Consider the following 15,217-nt stretch of genomic DNA (forward strand, 5'->3'; position numbering starts at 1 on the left):
AAGCTTAGTCATTTTCGCAGACAAAGTCGCCTTATCCGATTGTGGAAGTGAAACTCCAATTAAAAAGCAGCGCGAGCACTGCTTTTTATTCTTACTCATTACAGGTTGGGAAACTTTTGCTGAAACTTCTCTAAATCCACACCACCTGCAATTCGATGACTCTCAAGCTCGACACCTTCTGGAGAATAGAAAAAGATCGCGGGAGGACCGAATACATCCCTTTCAACAAGCCACGCCATTTGCTCCGGAGTGCTGTCAGTAACATCTAGTTTTATCGATGACCAGCTTTTTAACTTCTCTCGTACATTAGAGTCATTGAAGATCTCTTTTTCGATGACTTTGCACGAGACACACCAATCGGCATACAAATCAACCACCACTGGCTGTTGATTAGATTTGGCAGACGCCAACGCCAGATTAAGCTGCCCAATGGTATTCACTTTATTGAACGCAGTTTTAAGATCAGATTGGCTTGACGTATTATTCGCGTGTTCCAAAGGATTAAGTGGGTCTTCATTGCCGAGAAGATAACCGACAAACAAAACCAATCCATAAAATAACGAAAGAAACGCCGCAAGTTTTCGAGTCCTCGCCCATCCTGCTTCTGCTGCATCTAAGGCGCCAAAATGGATTCCTGAACCAATAGCTAACATAGACCACATGAGAATCGTTACCCAAGCAGGAATGAAACGGCTCAGCAATACAATGGCAACCCCTAGCAGTAGCACACCAAACAACTGCTTCACGACAATCATCCACGGACCACTCTTTGGAAGCAATTTTCCACCACTGACGCCAATAAGAATCAACGGAATCCCCATACCTAAAGCCATGACGAACAAGGTAATACCACCAAATACCCAATCCTGAGTAGTAGAGACATAAAGTAGTGCCCCAGCCAAAGGAGCACTTACGCATGGTGAAACAACCAAAGCAGAAATTGCTCCCATACCAAACACACTCAGTACTCGCCCTCCTCCCAACTTATCGGAGCGTGTATTGAGCTTGTTTTGTAGCGCTGACGGCAATTGCAGTTCAAAGAAACCAAACATCGCAAGAGCGAGCAAAACAAATACCCCTGCAAATAGACTCAGCAACCAAGGTTGTTGCATTGCAGCTTGTAAATTGATCCCTTTTGCAACGGTAGTCACCAAAATACCGGTAAGCGCATAGCTTGTTGCCATCCCTAACACATACGATGATGAAAGCAGCAAACCTTTACGCCCAGTCATCTGAGAGTCACCACCGATGATGCTAGACAGAATTGGCACCATAGGTAAAACGCAGGGGGTAAGCGACAGGCCTAAACCTAACAAAAAGAAGACCAACAGCGCTTGCATTCTCGAAGCACTATCAAGAAAGCTCGAAAGCCCCTTAGTATCATCAGCTAAATTGGAAAGACGTTGCCAAACTGATGTCGCACTGTCTTGAATCCGATTTGGAAGAACCACCTCGAACGTTTGAGGTAGATAACAAAGCCCTTTATTGGCGCAGCCCTGATATCTAACTTTCACTTCGCCCGCACCTTGATAGGGCAACGATATGGTTACTGGCTTATCGAATACAGTGACCTCACCAAAGTACTGATCTTTCTTGGACTTACCATTCCAAGAGAACTCTGGCGCTAATAAAGTGGCACCGTCACTAGAGGTGAATTTAAAGCGTGATTTGTATAAGTAGTAATCTGGATGAACTGCAAAATGTATCTGAAGTCCAGAATCGCTTATAGACCACTGGTAAGGGAAAGCCTGTTCGACAGGTAAAAACGTATCATCGTCAGCAGCAGTGGAAAAAGAAAACAGTAAAACAAACGCTAGTAGGAACCGTTTCATCGGGTCAAAAACTCCGTGTCCTGATGAATTTGTAGTTGATCATCAATAAAAATAACCCCTGCCCCTTGCGGCACAGGTAATAGAGGCTCAATCGTCAAGGCAGTGCTAATAGCACCCGCTTCTAACGCAGTTGGTGCAACTACCGTTACCGATAGAATTTTTGAATGCGTTCCTTGATGGGTCAGAATGTGAGAAGTCGTCTGGTCAGAAAACTCTACTTTTCGCTCGTAGTGAGCAGAAGTCGTTAAAGCGGCATCCACTAAGGGTAAGGAAAAGTATGGCTCTGATGGCTGAGCAGGATTCAGTACCGCCACATTGAACGGCAGCGAGCCTGGTTTCGTTCCTAGCGTGCGAATATCTCCACCAAAGTTAATCAAAGCTGCCGAAACACCAAAACTATCTGCAATGTTGATCGCTTGATCGATAGCAAACTCTTTAATTACGCCCCCGAAATCAAATCGTGTTTCTGAATGCGCAACCTCTAACGTCTTTCCATTTAACGTCCATGACTCCGTGCCCATGGCAGGCTTTGCACGCTGATATATCTCTTCGCGGCTGAGCTCACTATTGCTGGCAAGGAGCGACTTTACCGTCCCAACTGTTGGGTCAAACACACCATGAGTCCCATCAACAATATTACGTAGTGCATTGAAAACAATTAGAGACTCTTCATCTAGCTCTAACGAATGAGCAGAACGGCTGTTCACATATTGACTAAGCCAAGACCGGCCGGAATAGAAGTTATATTTTTGCTCTAAACGGCGAGTATTTTGTTCTATCATCAAGGCTATTTGGCTCGCGTCTTGCGAACCAAAAAGCTGAACCTCACAAGGAACCGTCATTGCCCGAAATTTATGGATAAATGGGGCGCTAGAAGGCATAACTTGCTCCTATCGCCCACCAGCGTGCTTTAAAACCATTTGATTGCTCATAGTAAGCGCCAAGCAGGTTAACACTTAGACCCTTATAAATCTTAAAGCTACCGCCAAGTTCATATGCATTGGCGGTGAAGTCGCCTAAACGTAAATCTGATGTAGCGTATCCAGTAGCTGCAAAGGTTTTATCCGCACTTTTCGGGTCACGGAAGAAATCCGCCCCATCTTGTGTATACCAGAAATAACCAGGCGCGAGCGTAAACCAATTAGTGACTTTCCAAGACAGCTTACTACCAATTTGATGAGACTTAACACCCCAATCATCTTGGAACCATTTATAACGAGGTCGGATGGTCAATGAATCCGTTATCGACCAGAAGGCTTGAATATTCACACCGCCTGATAAGCGCTTATCAGGACGAGAATCTTGGCCTAAAAACACCTCGTCAGAGCCAATTTGACCGTCATTGTTGATATCGATCTCACGTAACACTGTTAGATAGTGGTTGCTTAAGTAGCCCTGTCGATACCCCGCGTAGCCAGTGAAGACCATGTAATAGTTTGGGCTAAATACTTGTGATAGGCCCGCCTCTAGACTTCCTGTAAAGATACTTTCCCAATCTTGGGCATTGGTGTTGTTTGCAAACTTCTGAAACGCAAGCGTCTTATCAAATAGCATGGATGCGCCAACGCTATAAGAGCGGTTTTTCAAGGAATCGGCAAAAATCAGCGCTTTTCCGTTAACCCCAAGGCTTTCATAATCTTCTTCGCGAGAAAAATTTTGGCCTATGGTCCATTCATTACGGCGTTCATCTCGGTAAGTGACGCTAGCTGAGATAGACTGACGCGTATCTTCCAGTTCGTATTTCTGAATTTCGTAACCGCTCGCATGGGGATCATAACCTCTACGGATTACTTCATCCGTCTTACCCTGAGCGGCTTCAGTCGCTTTTGCACGATTTTCGGCGTCACTTGGGCCACTGATGGGCGTCGTTGGGCCCCATGAAGGAGATGCACCAGAAACACTGTCGTAACCGATTTCAGCATTTAAGGTCCAATCAAGGCCGATGCTTTTTTCAAATGAGATAACGTGATCGCCCGCTTTAACACGACCGTCGTACTCTTCGTAATTTAGGTAATGCTGTGAAATATGATCTTCTGCCAAGGCTGGATTGGCCACTGCTGCTGCACCAAGCAGCGTTAAAGGTAATTTTTTCATTTTGTTTTAATTTTAATTAGTTACAACCACAACCGCCACCACCGACGCCACTACCACCTACCGAACCTTGCTTGTAGGCGAATACTTTCTCTGAAAACAGATCAAACTCAGGTACAGGACCACCCGGCTTCATCTCTTTTTTAGCCAACGTGCCTTTTTCCCATGACTTAACCGGCTTAATACCAAGCGCCTTATCAACGAACTCAAATGCAGATTTGTTCTCTTTAACAACCTTCGGCTTTTTCAGCTGAAGTTGAGCCGTTGTCGGCCTCACAAGTTCTACATTTCGACGCATACCAATGTCAGATTGCCCACTGGTGTATACACGCGTTGAAATTACTTCTTCCTCAATCAATTCCGACTGAGTATCGACCTGCTGTACTTGCGGTGCTTTCTTGCCTAGATTACTCAGGTCAACTTTAGGAGCGGCGACCGTAACCATTGGCTGCAGAGCGGCTAAAATAACCGCTAACTTGAAGGTATTACGCGTCATAACTGAACTCCCATTTCAGCGAGATCGTCAGTAATGACTTGGCTAATGTTGTTAATTGCTCCAAAACGAACTTTGAGCACTTGTCCTTGGTAGATGTAATAAAGTGCTGGCATACCAATCGGCTTAAATTCACCAATTAGAGACTGTTCTGGGTCATTCACGACGGGAAAGTCGAGTCCAAGAGCTTTCTGAAAAGCCAAGCCAACTTCGACTTCTTCATCAACGTCAACGCCGACGACAGTAACTCCGGTACCTTCTAATTCTCCATATAACTCATTCACTTCGGGTAACTCATGACGACATGACACACACCACTCAGCAAAAAAGTCGACGATAGTGAGTTGCTCAGCATCCAGATTTAAACGCTGAGCGGCTGAATCAGTAAGTACGTCACCTTCTTGGAAGGCCATAGCCGGTATCGTCCAAATGAGAACCAGCAATACGATTATTCGATTAATCATCTTTTCTCCATAACTTATTGTTTTAATGTTTATTTATTTCCAAAATTGAGCACTGTTTCGTATTCAAGCTTTAGAATTTGTTCAAAGTACTCATTAAGCTCTTCGGTACTATTGGCTTGAAAAACCTTGCCTGAGTTAGCTGAACCACTCTGCGCACAACGTCTAAATTGTTCGAGACGAGGAGCTAGAACGTTAAAGCCAATGAAATTCAACTGGATACCAAATGTGTTTGACGCTTTATCACATAGACCTGCACTGATGAGTTGATCCAAAGTGTCATTTGAATCAGCACCGTCCGTCATCAGTACCAGCTTTCGGGTGGGGCTTGTAGAAGAGCGAGAGGTAACACCCCAGTCCTTCTGCCAATTGGGAGTTAGCTGCCTAATTCCCCATATCAATCCTTGATACGATGCCGTTCCTCCCGTCACAGCCAACCTGTCAATATGATTTGCCACGACATCTAGATCTGATGTCAGCGGTAATAATGGGGAAGTCGCGCTACAATCCGCTAACCATTGATTTGGCGCTTTGAAGTCAACACTCACTTTGTCGTGGGAGGCATCTAGGTTTGATACCGTCTCGCTCGCTGAGACGTTGCCTCCTTGCTTCGTCAACCCATCAACACAAAACACGCCTGCTTGCGGTAACCAAGGAGCGTTGCTGACTGAGACTCCATCAGCGAATGGCACAACAGAGAGTTTGATATGATCTCTGCTGTTGGCTTGCGCTTGCTGGCTTTTTAACGAAGTAAGGGCATTGTTTAATATCTGCTTCAATGCCGTAATTGAACTCGACATAGAACCAGAAATATCAAGTACCACCACCAATTCGGTTGGAGATGAAGAGACACTAGGCTCTACCCTGACCAGTTCACTTGAATTCGCACTCGCAACAAAAGAAGTGTCAGATAAAGTCAAAGAGGTGAAGATTGAGTTTAAACGATAGCCCATCTTGACCTTGCAGCCTGAAGACATGTCGGGCTCAGCCGTCACACCAACCACTTTTGGACGATAGAAATCCAAATAGCGTTGATTCATGTTCTTGTCCGCTGTCCCTGCAAAAGCACAGGCCAAACTCGCCGCATCTACAGCTTGTGTCGCACGGTTAGATAACTGAACTTGGTAACCGATAACAATAGTCGCAGCGGCCGCCACCACCATAGGAATCAACAGAGCTAAGTAGCTTAAAGATACCGAGCCTTTCTGGCGCATTATTTGGTTATTTAGCATAGTGCCTCCCAATCATGACTGCATTGCTCGATAGTTCGCTAGGTAAAACCAGACCATCAATCGCAAAACGAGAGTCTGGATTAAACGGCTCTAAAACGCATAGGTGCAATTTTATCAAGGTCGCTTCTCTACCGTAGAAAGCACTGGAAACTTGTTGGTTAACGGGAACCAAGCTCTTGGGCTTCACTTTTGACCCTGCCTCTTGGCATTGAGCACCTGCGATTACTGAGTAGATCGGTACATTTGAGGTCTCATCATAGATATCTAATACAACACCCACCTTTTGGCGTTCAAAGCCTGTTGGTAGCATTCGAGTAGCAACTTCCAGCAAGTTTTCAGCACTGTATTGACGACTGTCTGGAGTCCCATTTAGGGTTCTGGAAACAGCCTCCGCTACTACAAAAGCACTGCTGTCCATGCGAGTTTGAACGTACATCAAGCGATAGATGGAGACTAAACCAAACACGATGACCATAATGCCGAGCACGACAAAGGGGAACTCGACAACCGTTGCACCTTGTTGTGATTTGATTTTAGCGGTCATAGCTCACCACAACCGTTCGCTTCAAAGTCGTCACTTCTGAAAAGGCTTCATTCAATCGCGGAACCACTAGGAAGGCGAATCGATATGAAACACTGTACTCCCCCAAAATAGCTTGTGAGGATGACACTGGAGTTTTCTGTGCCAACTGAGCGAAGGTTTTTGCGTAGCGAGGTTGACTCACTTCAATATCCTCAGAGCGCAAAAGAGGAAACTCCGCAATACGAGCCTCAAACTTTTGGTCCGCAGCATACGAAGGGCTTAGTACTCTCACTTCACGTATCGCGCTGCTTACCGCAGACTCAAAGATCATATTGACCCACAAGAATCGGGTTAACTCGAAAATCGCCAACATCAATAGCATAAAAGGCAACGCTATCATGGCGAATTCAAGAGTTTGGCTGCCTTGTTGACGCTTCATTTAGACACACCACCAAACTTGTTCGCCACACTCTGATAAAAACGAGCATTATTCTCTAGTTCTACTTGTGACAGGTCTTGCTGAGCGACTACTTTCGCTGCTTCCGCATCCCCACTCATCGCATATGACAACGCTAAGTTAAGCCGTAGCTTACTGCTAGCCTCTCCCCTTTGATAAATGGGATACAGAATCCGAATACTCTGTTGAGGGTTGCCATCTAGCATCCATGCCAATGCCATATTGTTTCTATATTCAAGACTATCTGGTTTTAATGCGAGCGCGTCAGAGAAAGCTTTTCTTGCCAATCCATATTGATGATTGAGGGAATGAGTGACCCCAAGGCTGTTTAAAGCGACATCGTCATTAGCGTCACCCTTTACCGACTTTTCAAGTGAAGATTGAGCTTGTACCAAGTTGCCGAGAGCCAAGTGCGCACGACCAATTTCCCTCTCAAATTGATACGAAGGCGCGAGCTGATTACCCTTATTCAGATAGTGCAATGCTTCATCAAAACGAGCGGATTGATTGCATGCGGAACCGGCGAGAAACAATAGTTCAGTATCATTTGGGCTGATAACCAAGCGCTGTTTATAAATTGTCAGCGCATTATCTGCATGCCCATTTAACAAGGCTGTATTGGCTAGTTTTAAATCTTCCTGCGCGCTATTGGTTTCTGGCGCAGACTGGCAACCCACTAGCAAGCCGCAAAGCGCGATGGAAACAAGAGTTTTGATCATAATTGCCCCAATGTGTCGAATAGGCTTAAGACGATTGGCGCTACGATAATGACCACAACGGGCAACATGATGAATACGACCAATGGAAAAGACATTTTGGATGGGATCTTGCCGACCCATTCTTCGAGTTCTAGCAGATGATACTGGCGACTATCGGAGGCAATAAGCTTGAGCGCCTCTGACATAGGAGTACCAAATTTAAGTGCTTGCGACATGGTAACCACCATGTTGTTCACTTCAGGTAGAGACAAGCGCTCATCGAGGTTATCTAGAGCTTGATATGGGGAATCAAGTACTGACATTTCAGTCGCAGTTAGTAACCATTCCCGTGATAGCGCCCTTGAGATAGACTCCATCTCACCGCCAACGGTTCTGAAAGTTTCCTCTAGTGGCAAACCAGAATTCACACATACCACCATCAGATCCAAAGCATCTGGCGTAATTCGTGCAATCTCTTGACGAACGATTTCCACTCGCCAGTCGAGGACCTTATCGACCGCAATACCAACCGAAATTGCAATTGCAATACCCTGAGCAAAACCTGCCGCATTCATCTCTAGCTGCTGCGAAACCATCCACACTGAGCCACCTATGAGCATGAGTGTTAAGCGCATCAGCATAAAGACCGTCTCAGCATAACTGGCTGAATAGCCGATCATTGCAAGCTTTTTCCCGCGTTTAGGGTTCGTCGCCCATCGCCATTTGTTACCTGAAGCCTTTGGAGCGGAAACTGATGTGGCGACTTTGTTCAGCCTTTGCTTTACTGCATCTCTTTGCGATGCATAGAAATAGCTTGAAATGGCCCCGATGACTCCCATGAGCACCAGGCCAATCCCCAACATAGATATCATGAAAACCTCCAGTTTTTAGTCAGCGCTTGGAGGAGTGCAGCTCCCATTAAAATACTGATGCCGCAGTAAATTAGAACCGCTTGTCCACTTTCTGTATCAATCAATAGCGAGAACAAAGAAGGGTCCATCCAGGCAACAACGCTAAGTAAAGCAAACGGAAGAATCGACAAAAAGCGAGCCGTCATACGAGGCTCTGAAGTCAAACTTTTTACTTTTTTCTGCATGGCACGATTGTCGTGCAAAGTGCGGCTTAAGCTATGCAGGATATCTCTCAGTTGACCACCATTACTTTGGTTAAGAATCAAAGCGACCGAAAAATAGCGAAATGCTTTGTATGGAAGACGTGCGCACGCCTCATCAAGCGTACTGCGTAGGCTACGCCCCAAGGAAAGCTGATCCTGAATTAGCAGAAATTCACGGCCAAGTAATCCTGACTGAGACTGAGCAACTTGTTCAATCGCTTGAGGAACAGACAGTCCCGCAGAAACAGCACGACTGATTAAGCCAAGTACTTGCGTTATGTCTCGCTCAAATTCTTCTGACTGCTGACGCTTACGAACAATGTACAGAGCGCAACACGCCAACAATCCAGCGGTAAGACCGCTGATTATCCGCCAAGACCAAGCAACCTCTGTAACGAAATAAAAGCTCAGACATGGTAAAGCGATCATACCAAGAGTAAGGACGAGCTTATCGCCTCTGGAAAACAAGGCATCCAAACGGGCAAACAAACTTCTCACAATGCCTTTAGACGTTGCTTTCTTTATGATCGAAAGTTCAGCGTCATGCCTTGGGGATAACGCCACCGAATCGACCCGTTGCTTAACCACTTTCTTGAGCGAGTGTTGACGCAACAAGTACAAAATAGCTAACAGAAAGAAAACAACAGCAAAAACTAAAACCTGAATCATTAATCCAGCTCCATAGCACTGCGAAGTTGTGGCTCCAACTGGTAATAGCTTGCTTTGTCGGCAAATCCTGGCACGGTTTTGGCGCTTTGGAAGTGACCAAATAGGTTACCTTGAACATCCTCGCCTTGTGAGACATAACGATAGAGGTCTTGGGTAACGTACTGCTCACCTTCTAACCCAAGAATTTCAGTAATGGCAACCACGCGACGTTTGCCATCTCGCATTCGCTCTACCTGAACAACAATGTCGACCGTATCTGCCACCTGACGACGCAATGCGAATAGCGGAAGGCTAGACTGCGCCATCATCAGCATATTTTCGATTCGAACCAGAGCATCTGTTGGTGAGTTAGCATGCAAGGTAGACAAAGAACCATCGTGGCCAGTGTTCATTGCTTGCATCATTTCGAACGCTTCATCACCGCGGACTTCACCTAGAATGATTCGATCTGGTCGCATACGCAGCGCATTTTTCACTAATTCCCTCTGGCCTATAGCCGGCAAACCCTCTGCATTGGCAGGGCGAGTTTCCGCGCGAACAACATGTGGTTGCTGCAACTTAAGCTCTGCTGCATCCTCAATTGTGACAATACGTTCATTAGGCGAGATGCTAAAAGAAAGCGCATTGAGTAAGGTAGTTTTACCAGCACCCGTTCCACCCGCGACGAGTACGTTCAAGCGGCTACGGACAACGACATCAAGCAACTTAACCATTCCTTGCGACATCGCGCCGTTTTCAGCCAATTGATTCAAAGACATTTTGTCTTGGCTAAATTTACGGATGGAAATGTAAGTACCATCGAGTGCCAGAGGAGGTATCATGACGTTGACACGGCTACCATCTTCCAAGCGAGCATCAACCAAGGGTGACGTTTCATCAATTCTACGACCAATTTTTCCTACTATACGTCGAGCTAGATTGAGCAGCTGTTCTTCACTACGAAACACCACGTTGGTTTTTTGTAGTTTGCCTAACTTCTCTACATACACTTCGCGATAACCATTGACCATAATATCGGTGACGACAGGGTCATCGATTAAAGGTTGTAGCGGCCCTAGACCGCGCAACTCATCAACAAGCTGCTTCACTACCAGAGAAACATCTCGATGTCCTAGTGGTAGCTGATCCGTAGCAACAATCTCGTTGACGAGCATATGGATTCTGCCTTCAAGCTCTTTCGCTGAAAGCTTTACCACCACACTCGCCTCAATGGCATTGACGACCTGAGCATGAATGCTTTGATAATGCTCGCGTACGGGATCCGTTGCTTTCTCTTGCACCACACTACTTAACGTATGATTCGAACGCGTTTTGACTCTAGAATGACCAAACATTACGCACCTCTTCGCCAGAAGCGAGGTTTAGCGACGGCAACTTGCCCAGAAGCAAGATCAGCCAGTTGCGCGAAAGCACGATTTACTTTGCGGTTACCTTTCAAAGACGATTGACCAAGCGCGCCTTTAGCAAGGAAATGTGTCGGAGCAAATGGCATAACCACGTCCACCCCAAATCCAAGCGCTCGCTGAATGTCATGACAAGAGATAAGCGACGCTTTATCTGATTTAGTGTGGTTCGCCACTACAACATTGGTTTTACCTGACTGCGGCTGCTGTGAACTTTCTAGGGCGGAAAGGATTTGACCAGCATTTCGTATCGACGCCAGTGTCGGCTCAACTACAATAACCCTAACATCCGCATGTGCTAAGGAACTGAAACCAATCTGGTCACGCAGAGAGAACGATGGAAGGTCTAGAATAAGCTTGTCACTATGAGATAAGCAGAACTTGCGAAAATGATCTAATGCACTTTTCTCAGGCCAAAATGGACTCACATCTAGCGGTAAGTAGCCGGTAAATAAGCTTATTCCTTCCCCAACTTGAATCGCGCTGCGTTCATAAACTACCGGCTCTAAACGCTCTGGGAATTGCAGCATCTCTACTAGTGAGGTATTGCCTTGAACATCAAACTGCAAGTCAAGGTCACCGGTAGAAAAGTCCATATCAGCAACCGATATGGTGTCTCCTCTTTGGTGCAATTCTCGGGCAAGGTTAGCAGCAATGGTTGAGGCTCCAACGCCTCCTTTAGAACCGACCACAGAGATGACTTGGCCTTTACTCTCTTCTTGAAAAGAAGTCTGAAAGTCAACGTTATTTAGTGCACCAGCTTCTACGGGATTTAACACATACTCTTGTGCCCCTGCTTTCACCACTGTTCGATAAAATGCAATTTGTTCATTACTGCCAATGGCAACAATATGACATCCAGTACGAACTTTGAGCGCATGAATCAGAGCTTGCGCCTGCTCTAACGGCTGTTCAATGATATCCAAGGCAATGACTTTAAAGGCATGCTTAACAACCTGTTTGACGATTTCCTCTTCATTAATCGCCACGCTAGTCAAAGAGGTGATGCCCTGCTCCGCAAAAGCGGTGCTTAGAGCGTACGAGTCCAATAACGGGGAAGCCGCGACTAAAACAGAGATATTTTGCTTTTGCATATTAGTTAGTTCCAAACGCAGACGGTAAAGTTTGCTGAGTATCTTCAGCCCCATTGGTGGAAGGTGGTGCGATATAGCTGTCTATCGCCGATACAGCCTTAGCACCATTGGTTGGACCGAGCTCTTCACCAACAATGAGGTCTTTCGGATTTGCTACCATTTGCGCGAGTGCAGTTTGGTTAGCACAACCGAAGGATGGGTGTGTTTTAAACTGGTTTAAAAAGGTATTGCTGTATTTTTGAGGCTGACATTTCGGCACTTTGGCACGGAAAGATTCGACAAAAATTTGAATGTCACCCACTTTGGATTGTTCTATATGCGCTTGTTCTATATTGCTCAGCGACATTCCTTGCAATGCAAGGGTATTGACGATGCGTGACGCTTGAGCTTGCCCCTTCTTGGTGTGGCTAACTACTTTCGCCCTTAGTGCATACGGCGTTCCCTTACGCTCAATAAAAGTACGTACGTCTTGTCGCTGCTGCGAAGACAGAGCATTGCCTTTTAGATTGAGCGTTAGCTTATTGGTTACCGCGACAACATTAATTGTTGGCTCACGCTCAATAGGCGCAGAACTACAGCCACCTAAGATGATCAGAGCGGGAATTAAATACTTCATCATTCTCATAATTACCTCAGTAGTAGAATCCATTGTCACCGAGTAGGCGAGGTTTGCGGTTGTCTGTGTAAGTATTGCTATCTTTCACTTTTCTACCCTTAGGGCGAGGGATTGCCAGTAGACGTTCTAGATCGCTAAGTGGAACAATATTGTCGGTCGGCAATGGTAGAGAATCATTTCGCACAGGCTCTACTAGGTATGCTGTTGCAATAATGATCAGTTCTGTTTCACGACGTTGATATTCGGTAGAACGGAACAATCCTCCAAGCACAGGGATATTGGAAACACCCGGTAACTTCTGAATTTGGTCTATTTCGTGACTTTGTAGTAGTCCACCAAGAGCAAAGCTTTGCCCGCTCGCCAGTTCAATCGTGGTAGAAGCTCTTCGTGAGGTGAACGATGGGTAAACGTTACCATTCAGACTCGTCTGATTTTCGACCGTCACACTGCTCACTTCAGGTGAAACTTTAAGACTGATGCGATCTGGACCTAACACAACCGGAGTAAAGTTTAAATTGACACCAAAAGGTTTGTACTCAACTGTCGCCGTATCACCCTGAATCAATGGAATGGGTATTTCGCCACCCACTAAGAAACTCGCATCTTCACCTGACATAGCGGTTAGGTTCGGCTCGGCTAAGATAGACATAGTGCCATCTGATGCTAGGGCATCGACCAATGCACTTAATGTCGGTTTGCCCCAACTGCTTACATCCCATGGTTTGGTGTAAAGAAAGCTTCCGACACCTTGACCTACAGAGCCCCATTTAATACCTAATTTGTTCGAAACGTTACGCGACACTTCAGCAATGCGAACACGGATATTCACTTGAGTGGGCATTGTTACGACTAACTGATTTACTAGCTCGTCTTCTTTGTCGCTCTCGTTTGAACTGTTTTTGCTTGAGCTAGATGTACTCGTTGTAGAGTTGCTCGATTTTTCCTGCTGCGGGGCGACTGTCGGTGACAGATAACTTTTAGCCACACTGACAATGCTATGAGCCATTACTGGTGTTGGTACTGAACCTTTTAGCCATAGTTTTCCACCCAAAGATTCTGAGTGAACTGAAGCTTGTGGAAACTGCTCTTTAATTAACGCATCAAGCTCTTTGGTGTCATGTACTACTCTTATTTTGTTGCTATAAATCACGCGTTCTTGAGCATTCAGAATAGTGATTGTTGCCGTCCCCGCCTCTTTGCCAAACACCATGATCTTGGTATCTGTCATTGGCTGATAGTCAGCAATATGGGTATTTGAAATAAAGATCGATTTCGCATCTTGCGAAAGATTAATCATCTTTGCTTCATTGATGTTCACATCTAAGGCCGCAGCCAAAGAAGATACAGAGAAAAATAGGCTAGGAAGTAGCAATAAGCTCGACCAACGCACAAACTTGTTCATAGTTTCTATTCCTACCACTACTAGTTACTTTTGACTGAATTGGGTCTGAGCTGAATAAGGCCAACATCCGGTTCAACCTGCTGGCTGTCAGGGTTGATCAGTTTTGAAGTCACAGTGAAGGGCTGCTCTAGCGCCGAATCGACTTCATCAGCCCCGCGTAGCGATAGCGTCAACTTGCCTATTTGGTTGGCTAAAACGATTTGAGTAGCTTGATCTGGCGTTACCTCAAGAGATACAGAGCTGTTATCAGGCAAATCTGCCCCGTAGGAACTGCGCTGCTTTTGAAAATCTTCCGAACTGGATAATTCATTAAACGCCAAGACTCTCACGTCCTTTGCGATAGTGGTAACGTATAAACCTTGAACTAGGTTATCGTATTTTTTTAACTCGCTAACCTGAGAGCCAAGCATCAAGATATCGACTTTATCTCCAGGCTGAACGAAACCAGAGTTAGCGGTCACTTCATCAACAGGCACTGAAATAGCGCGATAGCCAGAGCGCACGTTGTATGCCATGGAAACGCCACCTTCAGGACGAATTAGATCTGCTGAAGACATCACCTGGCCCGACTTAATCGCAATATGTGCGATACCCGCTTTTATCGACAGTCGCGAGAACTGCTCCTCGGTGATGTAATCTAAGTAGTTAGTTAACTCTTGCTCTGATATCTCTTTCCACTTAAACATATTAAGAGTAAATGGCTGACCAACACGAATTGACTGTTTAGCGATCAGTACCTTAGTAAATTGTTCACTTGAACTTTGCGGCTGAGGTGCAACACTATTGGCTTGCCCGAGCAGTAGTATTGCGATACCGACCACCGACAAGACCAAAGACAACACCATTAGACGTTTTGCTGTCATGCTAATTCCTATAGAGCAGGCGAATTACTCGCCTGAGTCCTGTGTTTTCTCTAGTGATTCAATAACGGTTTCGTAAGCACCTGTGATGGCTTTGGTTAGCTTCCCGTCACTACCGCCAACAAGCGAAAGTAAAACTACCGACATAGCTGCTGCTAAAATTGCATATTCAATCGCGGCTGCACCGCGTTGTTTTTTCTTATTAAGCATGAATAGACTCCTGAAATAAGAGGTTCAGCCTCCCGAAAGAGGCTGGATTAATTGTTATAGTT

General features: G+C 45.6%; 17 protein-coding genes. All 17 read right to left on the reverse strand.

Annotation, left to right across the window (positions count from 1 at the left end):
* Positions 1–98 precede the first annotated feature (98 nt).
* From dsbD to IX91_RS21760, 17 genes are read right to left on the reverse strand one after another with little or no spacing between them, the layout of a single operon-like run.
* On the reverse strand, positions 99–1,832 hold the full coding sequence (dsbD, locus tag IX91_RS21680; protein ID WP_004745778.1) for a protein-disulfide reductase DsbD: 1,734 nt from the start codon (positions 1,830–1,832) through the stop codon (positions 99–101).
* The gene (locus tag IX91_RS21685) at positions 1,829–2,713 is read right to left on the reverse strand and encodes an FAD:protein FMN transferase (protein WP_004745777.1); all 885 of its coding nucleotides are present in this window, start codon (positions 2,711–2,713) and stop codon (positions 1,829–1,831) included. The genes dsbD and IX91_RS21685 overlap by 4 nt, the downstream gene beginning before the upstream one ends.
* Positions 2,703–3,926 carry a DUF3570 domain-containing protein gene (locus tag IX91_RS21690; RefSeq protein ID WP_004745776.1) on the reverse strand — a complete coding sequence of 408 codons (1,224 nt, stop codon included), beginning with the start codon at positions 3,924–3,926 and terminating at the stop codon, positions 2,703–2,705. Before IX91_RS21690 ends, IX91_RS21685 begins: the two co-directional genes overlap by 11 nt.
* A gap of 16 nt (positions 3,927–3,942) precedes the next feature.
* Positions 3,943–4,419: a DUF4266 domain-containing protein gene (locus IX91_RS21695; RefSeq protein WP_004745775.1), complete on the reverse strand. Its 477-nt coding sequence runs from the start codon at positions 4,417–4,419 to the stop codon at positions 3,943–3,945.
* A complete protein-coding gene (locus IX91_RS21700) occupies positions 4,416–4,880 on the reverse strand; it encodes a TlpA family protein disulfide reductase (RefSeq protein ID WP_004745774.1) in 465 nt (154 codons plus the stop codon). The genes IX91_RS21695 and IX91_RS21700 overlap by 4 nt, the downstream gene beginning before the upstream one ends.
* 29 nt (positions 4,881–4,909) lie before the next feature.
* The gene (locus tag IX91_RS21705; protein ID WP_004745773.1) at positions 4,910–6,109 is read right to left on the reverse strand and encodes a vWA domain-containing protein; all 1,200 of its coding nucleotides are present in this window, start codon (positions 6,107–6,109) and stop codon (positions 4,910–4,912) included.
* Entirely contained in the window at positions 6,099–6,653 is a 555-nt protein-coding gene (tadF, locus tag IX91_RS21710; protein WP_004745772.1) for a tight adherence pilus pseudopilin TadF, read from the reverse strand. Before tadF ends, IX91_RS21705 begins: the two co-directional genes overlap by 11 nt.
* Positions 6,643–7,071 carry a TadE/TadG family type IV pilus assembly protein gene (locus IX91_RS21715; protein WP_004745771.1) on the reverse strand — a complete coding sequence of 143 codons (429 nt, stop codon included), beginning with the start codon at positions 7,069–7,071 and terminating at the stop codon, positions 6,643–6,645. The genes tadF and IX91_RS21715 overlap by 11 nt, the downstream gene beginning before the upstream one ends.
* Positions 7,068–7,808 carry a tetratricopeptide repeat protein gene (locus IX91_RS21720; RefSeq protein ID WP_004745770.1) on the reverse strand — a complete coding sequence of 247 codons (741 nt, stop codon included), beginning with the start codon at positions 7,806–7,808 and terminating at the stop codon, positions 7,068–7,070. The genes IX91_RS21715 and IX91_RS21720 overlap by 4 nt, the downstream gene beginning before the upstream one ends.
* A complete protein-coding gene (locus tag IX91_RS21725) occupies positions 7,805–8,659 on the reverse strand; it encodes a type II secretion system F family protein (protein WP_004745769.1) in 855 nt (284 codons plus the stop codon). Before IX91_RS21725 ends, IX91_RS21720 begins: the two co-directional genes overlap by 4 nt.
* Complete coding sequence (locus IX91_RS21730) at positions 8,656–9,570, reverse strand: type II secretion system F family protein (RefSeq protein WP_004745768.1); 915 nt, start codon at positions 9,568–9,570, stop codon at positions 8,656–8,658. The genes IX91_RS21725 and IX91_RS21730 overlap by 4 nt, the downstream gene beginning before the upstream one ends.
* Positions 9,570–10,904, reverse strand: a complete 1,335-nt coding sequence (locus tag IX91_RS21735; protein WP_004745767.1) for a CpaF family protein — start codon at positions 10,902–10,904, stop codon at positions 9,570–9,572. The genes IX91_RS21730 and IX91_RS21735 overlap by 1 nt, the downstream gene beginning before the upstream one ends.
* Positions 10,904–12,067, reverse strand: coding sequence for a P-loop NTPase (locus IX91_RS21740; protein ID WP_004745766.1), 1,164 nt, complete (start codon positions 12,065–12,067; stop codon positions 10,904–10,906). Before IX91_RS21740 ends, IX91_RS21735 begins: the two co-directional genes overlap by 1 nt.
* A 1-nt stretch (position 12,068) precedes the next feature.
* Positions 12,069–12,686, reverse strand: a complete 618-nt coding sequence (locus tag IX91_RS21745) for a CpaD family pilus assembly lipoprotein (protein WP_004749668.1) — start codon at positions 12,684–12,686, stop codon at positions 12,069–12,071.
* A 13-nt stretch (positions 12,687–12,699) separates the two neighbouring features.
* Positions 12,700–14,085, reverse strand: coding sequence for a type II and III secretion system protein family protein (locus tag IX91_RS21750; protein WP_004745764.1), 1,386 nt, complete (start codon positions 14,083–14,085; stop codon positions 12,700–12,702).
* 20 nt (positions 14,086–14,105) lie between these two features.
* The gene (cpaB, locus tag IX91_RS21755; protein WP_004745763.1) at positions 14,106–14,948 is read right to left on the reverse strand and encodes a Flp pilus assembly protein CpaB; all 843 of its coding nucleotides are present in this window, start codon (positions 14,946–14,948) and stop codon (positions 14,106–14,108) included.
* Between the two features lie 24 nt (positions 14,949–14,972).
* The gene (locus IX91_RS21760) at positions 14,973–15,155 is read right to left on the reverse strand and encodes a Flp family type IVb pilin (RefSeq protein WP_004745762.1); all 183 of its coding nucleotides are present in this window, start codon (positions 15,153–15,155) and stop codon (positions 14,973–14,975) included.
* Between the last annotated feature and the right edge of the window lie 62 nt (positions 15,156–15,217).

Origin of the sequence: Vibrio tubiashii ATCC 19109, assembly GCF_000772105.1 — a bacterium.
Taxonomy (GTDB): Bacteria; Pseudomonadota; Gammaproteobacteria; order Enterobacterales; family Vibrionaceae; genus Vibrio; species Vibrio tubiashii.

What these genes read in the sequence shown, in the direction of transcription:
- tadF (WP_004745772.1), bottom strand. Translation starts at nt 6,653, where the DNA reads ATGACCGCTAAAATCAAATCACAACAAGGTGCAACGGTTGTCGAGTTC.
- IX91_RS21685 (WP_004745777.1), bottom strand. Translation starts at nt 2,713, where the DNA reads ATGCCTTCTAGCGCCCCATTTATCCATAAATTTCGGGCAATGACGGTT.
- IX91_RS21695 (WP_004745775.1), bottom strand. Translation starts at nt 4,419, where the DNA reads ATGACGCGTAATACCTTCAAGTTAGCGGTTATTTTAGCCGCTCTGCAG.
- IX91_RS21760 (WP_004745762.1), bottom strand. Translation starts at nt 15,155, where the DNA reads ATGCTTAATAAGAAAAAACAACGCGGTGCAGCCGCGATTGAATATGCA.
- IX91_RS21730 (WP_004745768.1), bottom strand. Translation starts at nt 9,570, where the DNA reads ATGATTCAGGTTTTAGTTTTTGCTGTTGTTTTCTTTCTGTTAGCTATT.
- IX91_RS21720 (WP_004745770.1), bottom strand. Translation starts at nt 7,808, where the DNA reads ATGATCAAAACTCTTGTTTCCATCGCGCTTTGCGGCTTGCTAGTGGGT.
- cpaB (WP_004745763.1), bottom strand. Translation starts at nt 14,948, where the DNA reads ATGACAGCAAAACGTCTAATGGTGTTGTCTTTGGTCTTGTCGGTGGTC.
- IX91_RS21725 (WP_004745769.1), bottom strand. Translation starts at nt 8,659, where the DNA reads ATGATATCTATGTTGGGGATTGGCCTGGTGCTCATGGGAGTCATCGGG.
- IX91_RS21705 (WP_004745773.1), bottom strand. Translation starts at nt 6,109, where the DNA reads ATGCTAAATAACCAAATAATGCGCCAGAAAGGCTCGGTATCTTTAAGC.
- IX91_RS21740 (WP_004745766.1), bottom strand. Translation starts at nt 12,067, where the DNA reads ATGCAAAAGCAAAATATCTCTGTTTTAGTCGCGGCTTCCCCGTTATTG.
- IX91_RS21690 (WP_004745776.1), bottom strand. Translation starts at nt 3,926, where the DNA reads ATGAAAAAATTACCTTTAACGCTGCTTGGTGCAGCAGCAGTGGCCAAT.
- IX91_RS21745 (WP_004749668.1), bottom strand. Translation starts at nt 12,686, where the DNA reads ATGATGAAGTATTTAATTCCCGCTCTGATCATCTTAGGTGGCTGTAGT.
- IX91_RS21715 (WP_004745771.1), bottom strand. Translation starts at nt 7,071, where the DNA reads ATGAAGCGTCAACAAGGCAGCCAAACTCTTGAATTCGCCATGATAGCG.
- IX91_RS21735 (WP_004745767.1), bottom strand. Translation starts at nt 10,904, where the DNA reads ATGTTTGGTCATTCTAGAGTCAAAACGCGTTCGAATCATACGTTAAGT.
- IX91_RS21700 (WP_004745774.1), bottom strand. Translation starts at nt 4,880, where the DNA reads ATGATTAATCGAATAATCGTATTGCTGGTTCTCATTTGGACGATACCG.
- dsbD (WP_004745778.1), bottom strand. Translation starts at nt 1,832, where the DNA reads ATGAAACGGTTCCTACTAGCGTTTGTTTTACTGTTTTCTTTTTCCACT.
- IX91_RS21750 (WP_004745764.1), bottom strand. Translation starts at nt 14,085, where the DNA reads ATGAACAAGTTTGTGCGTTGGTCGAGCTTATTGCTACTTCCTAGCCTA.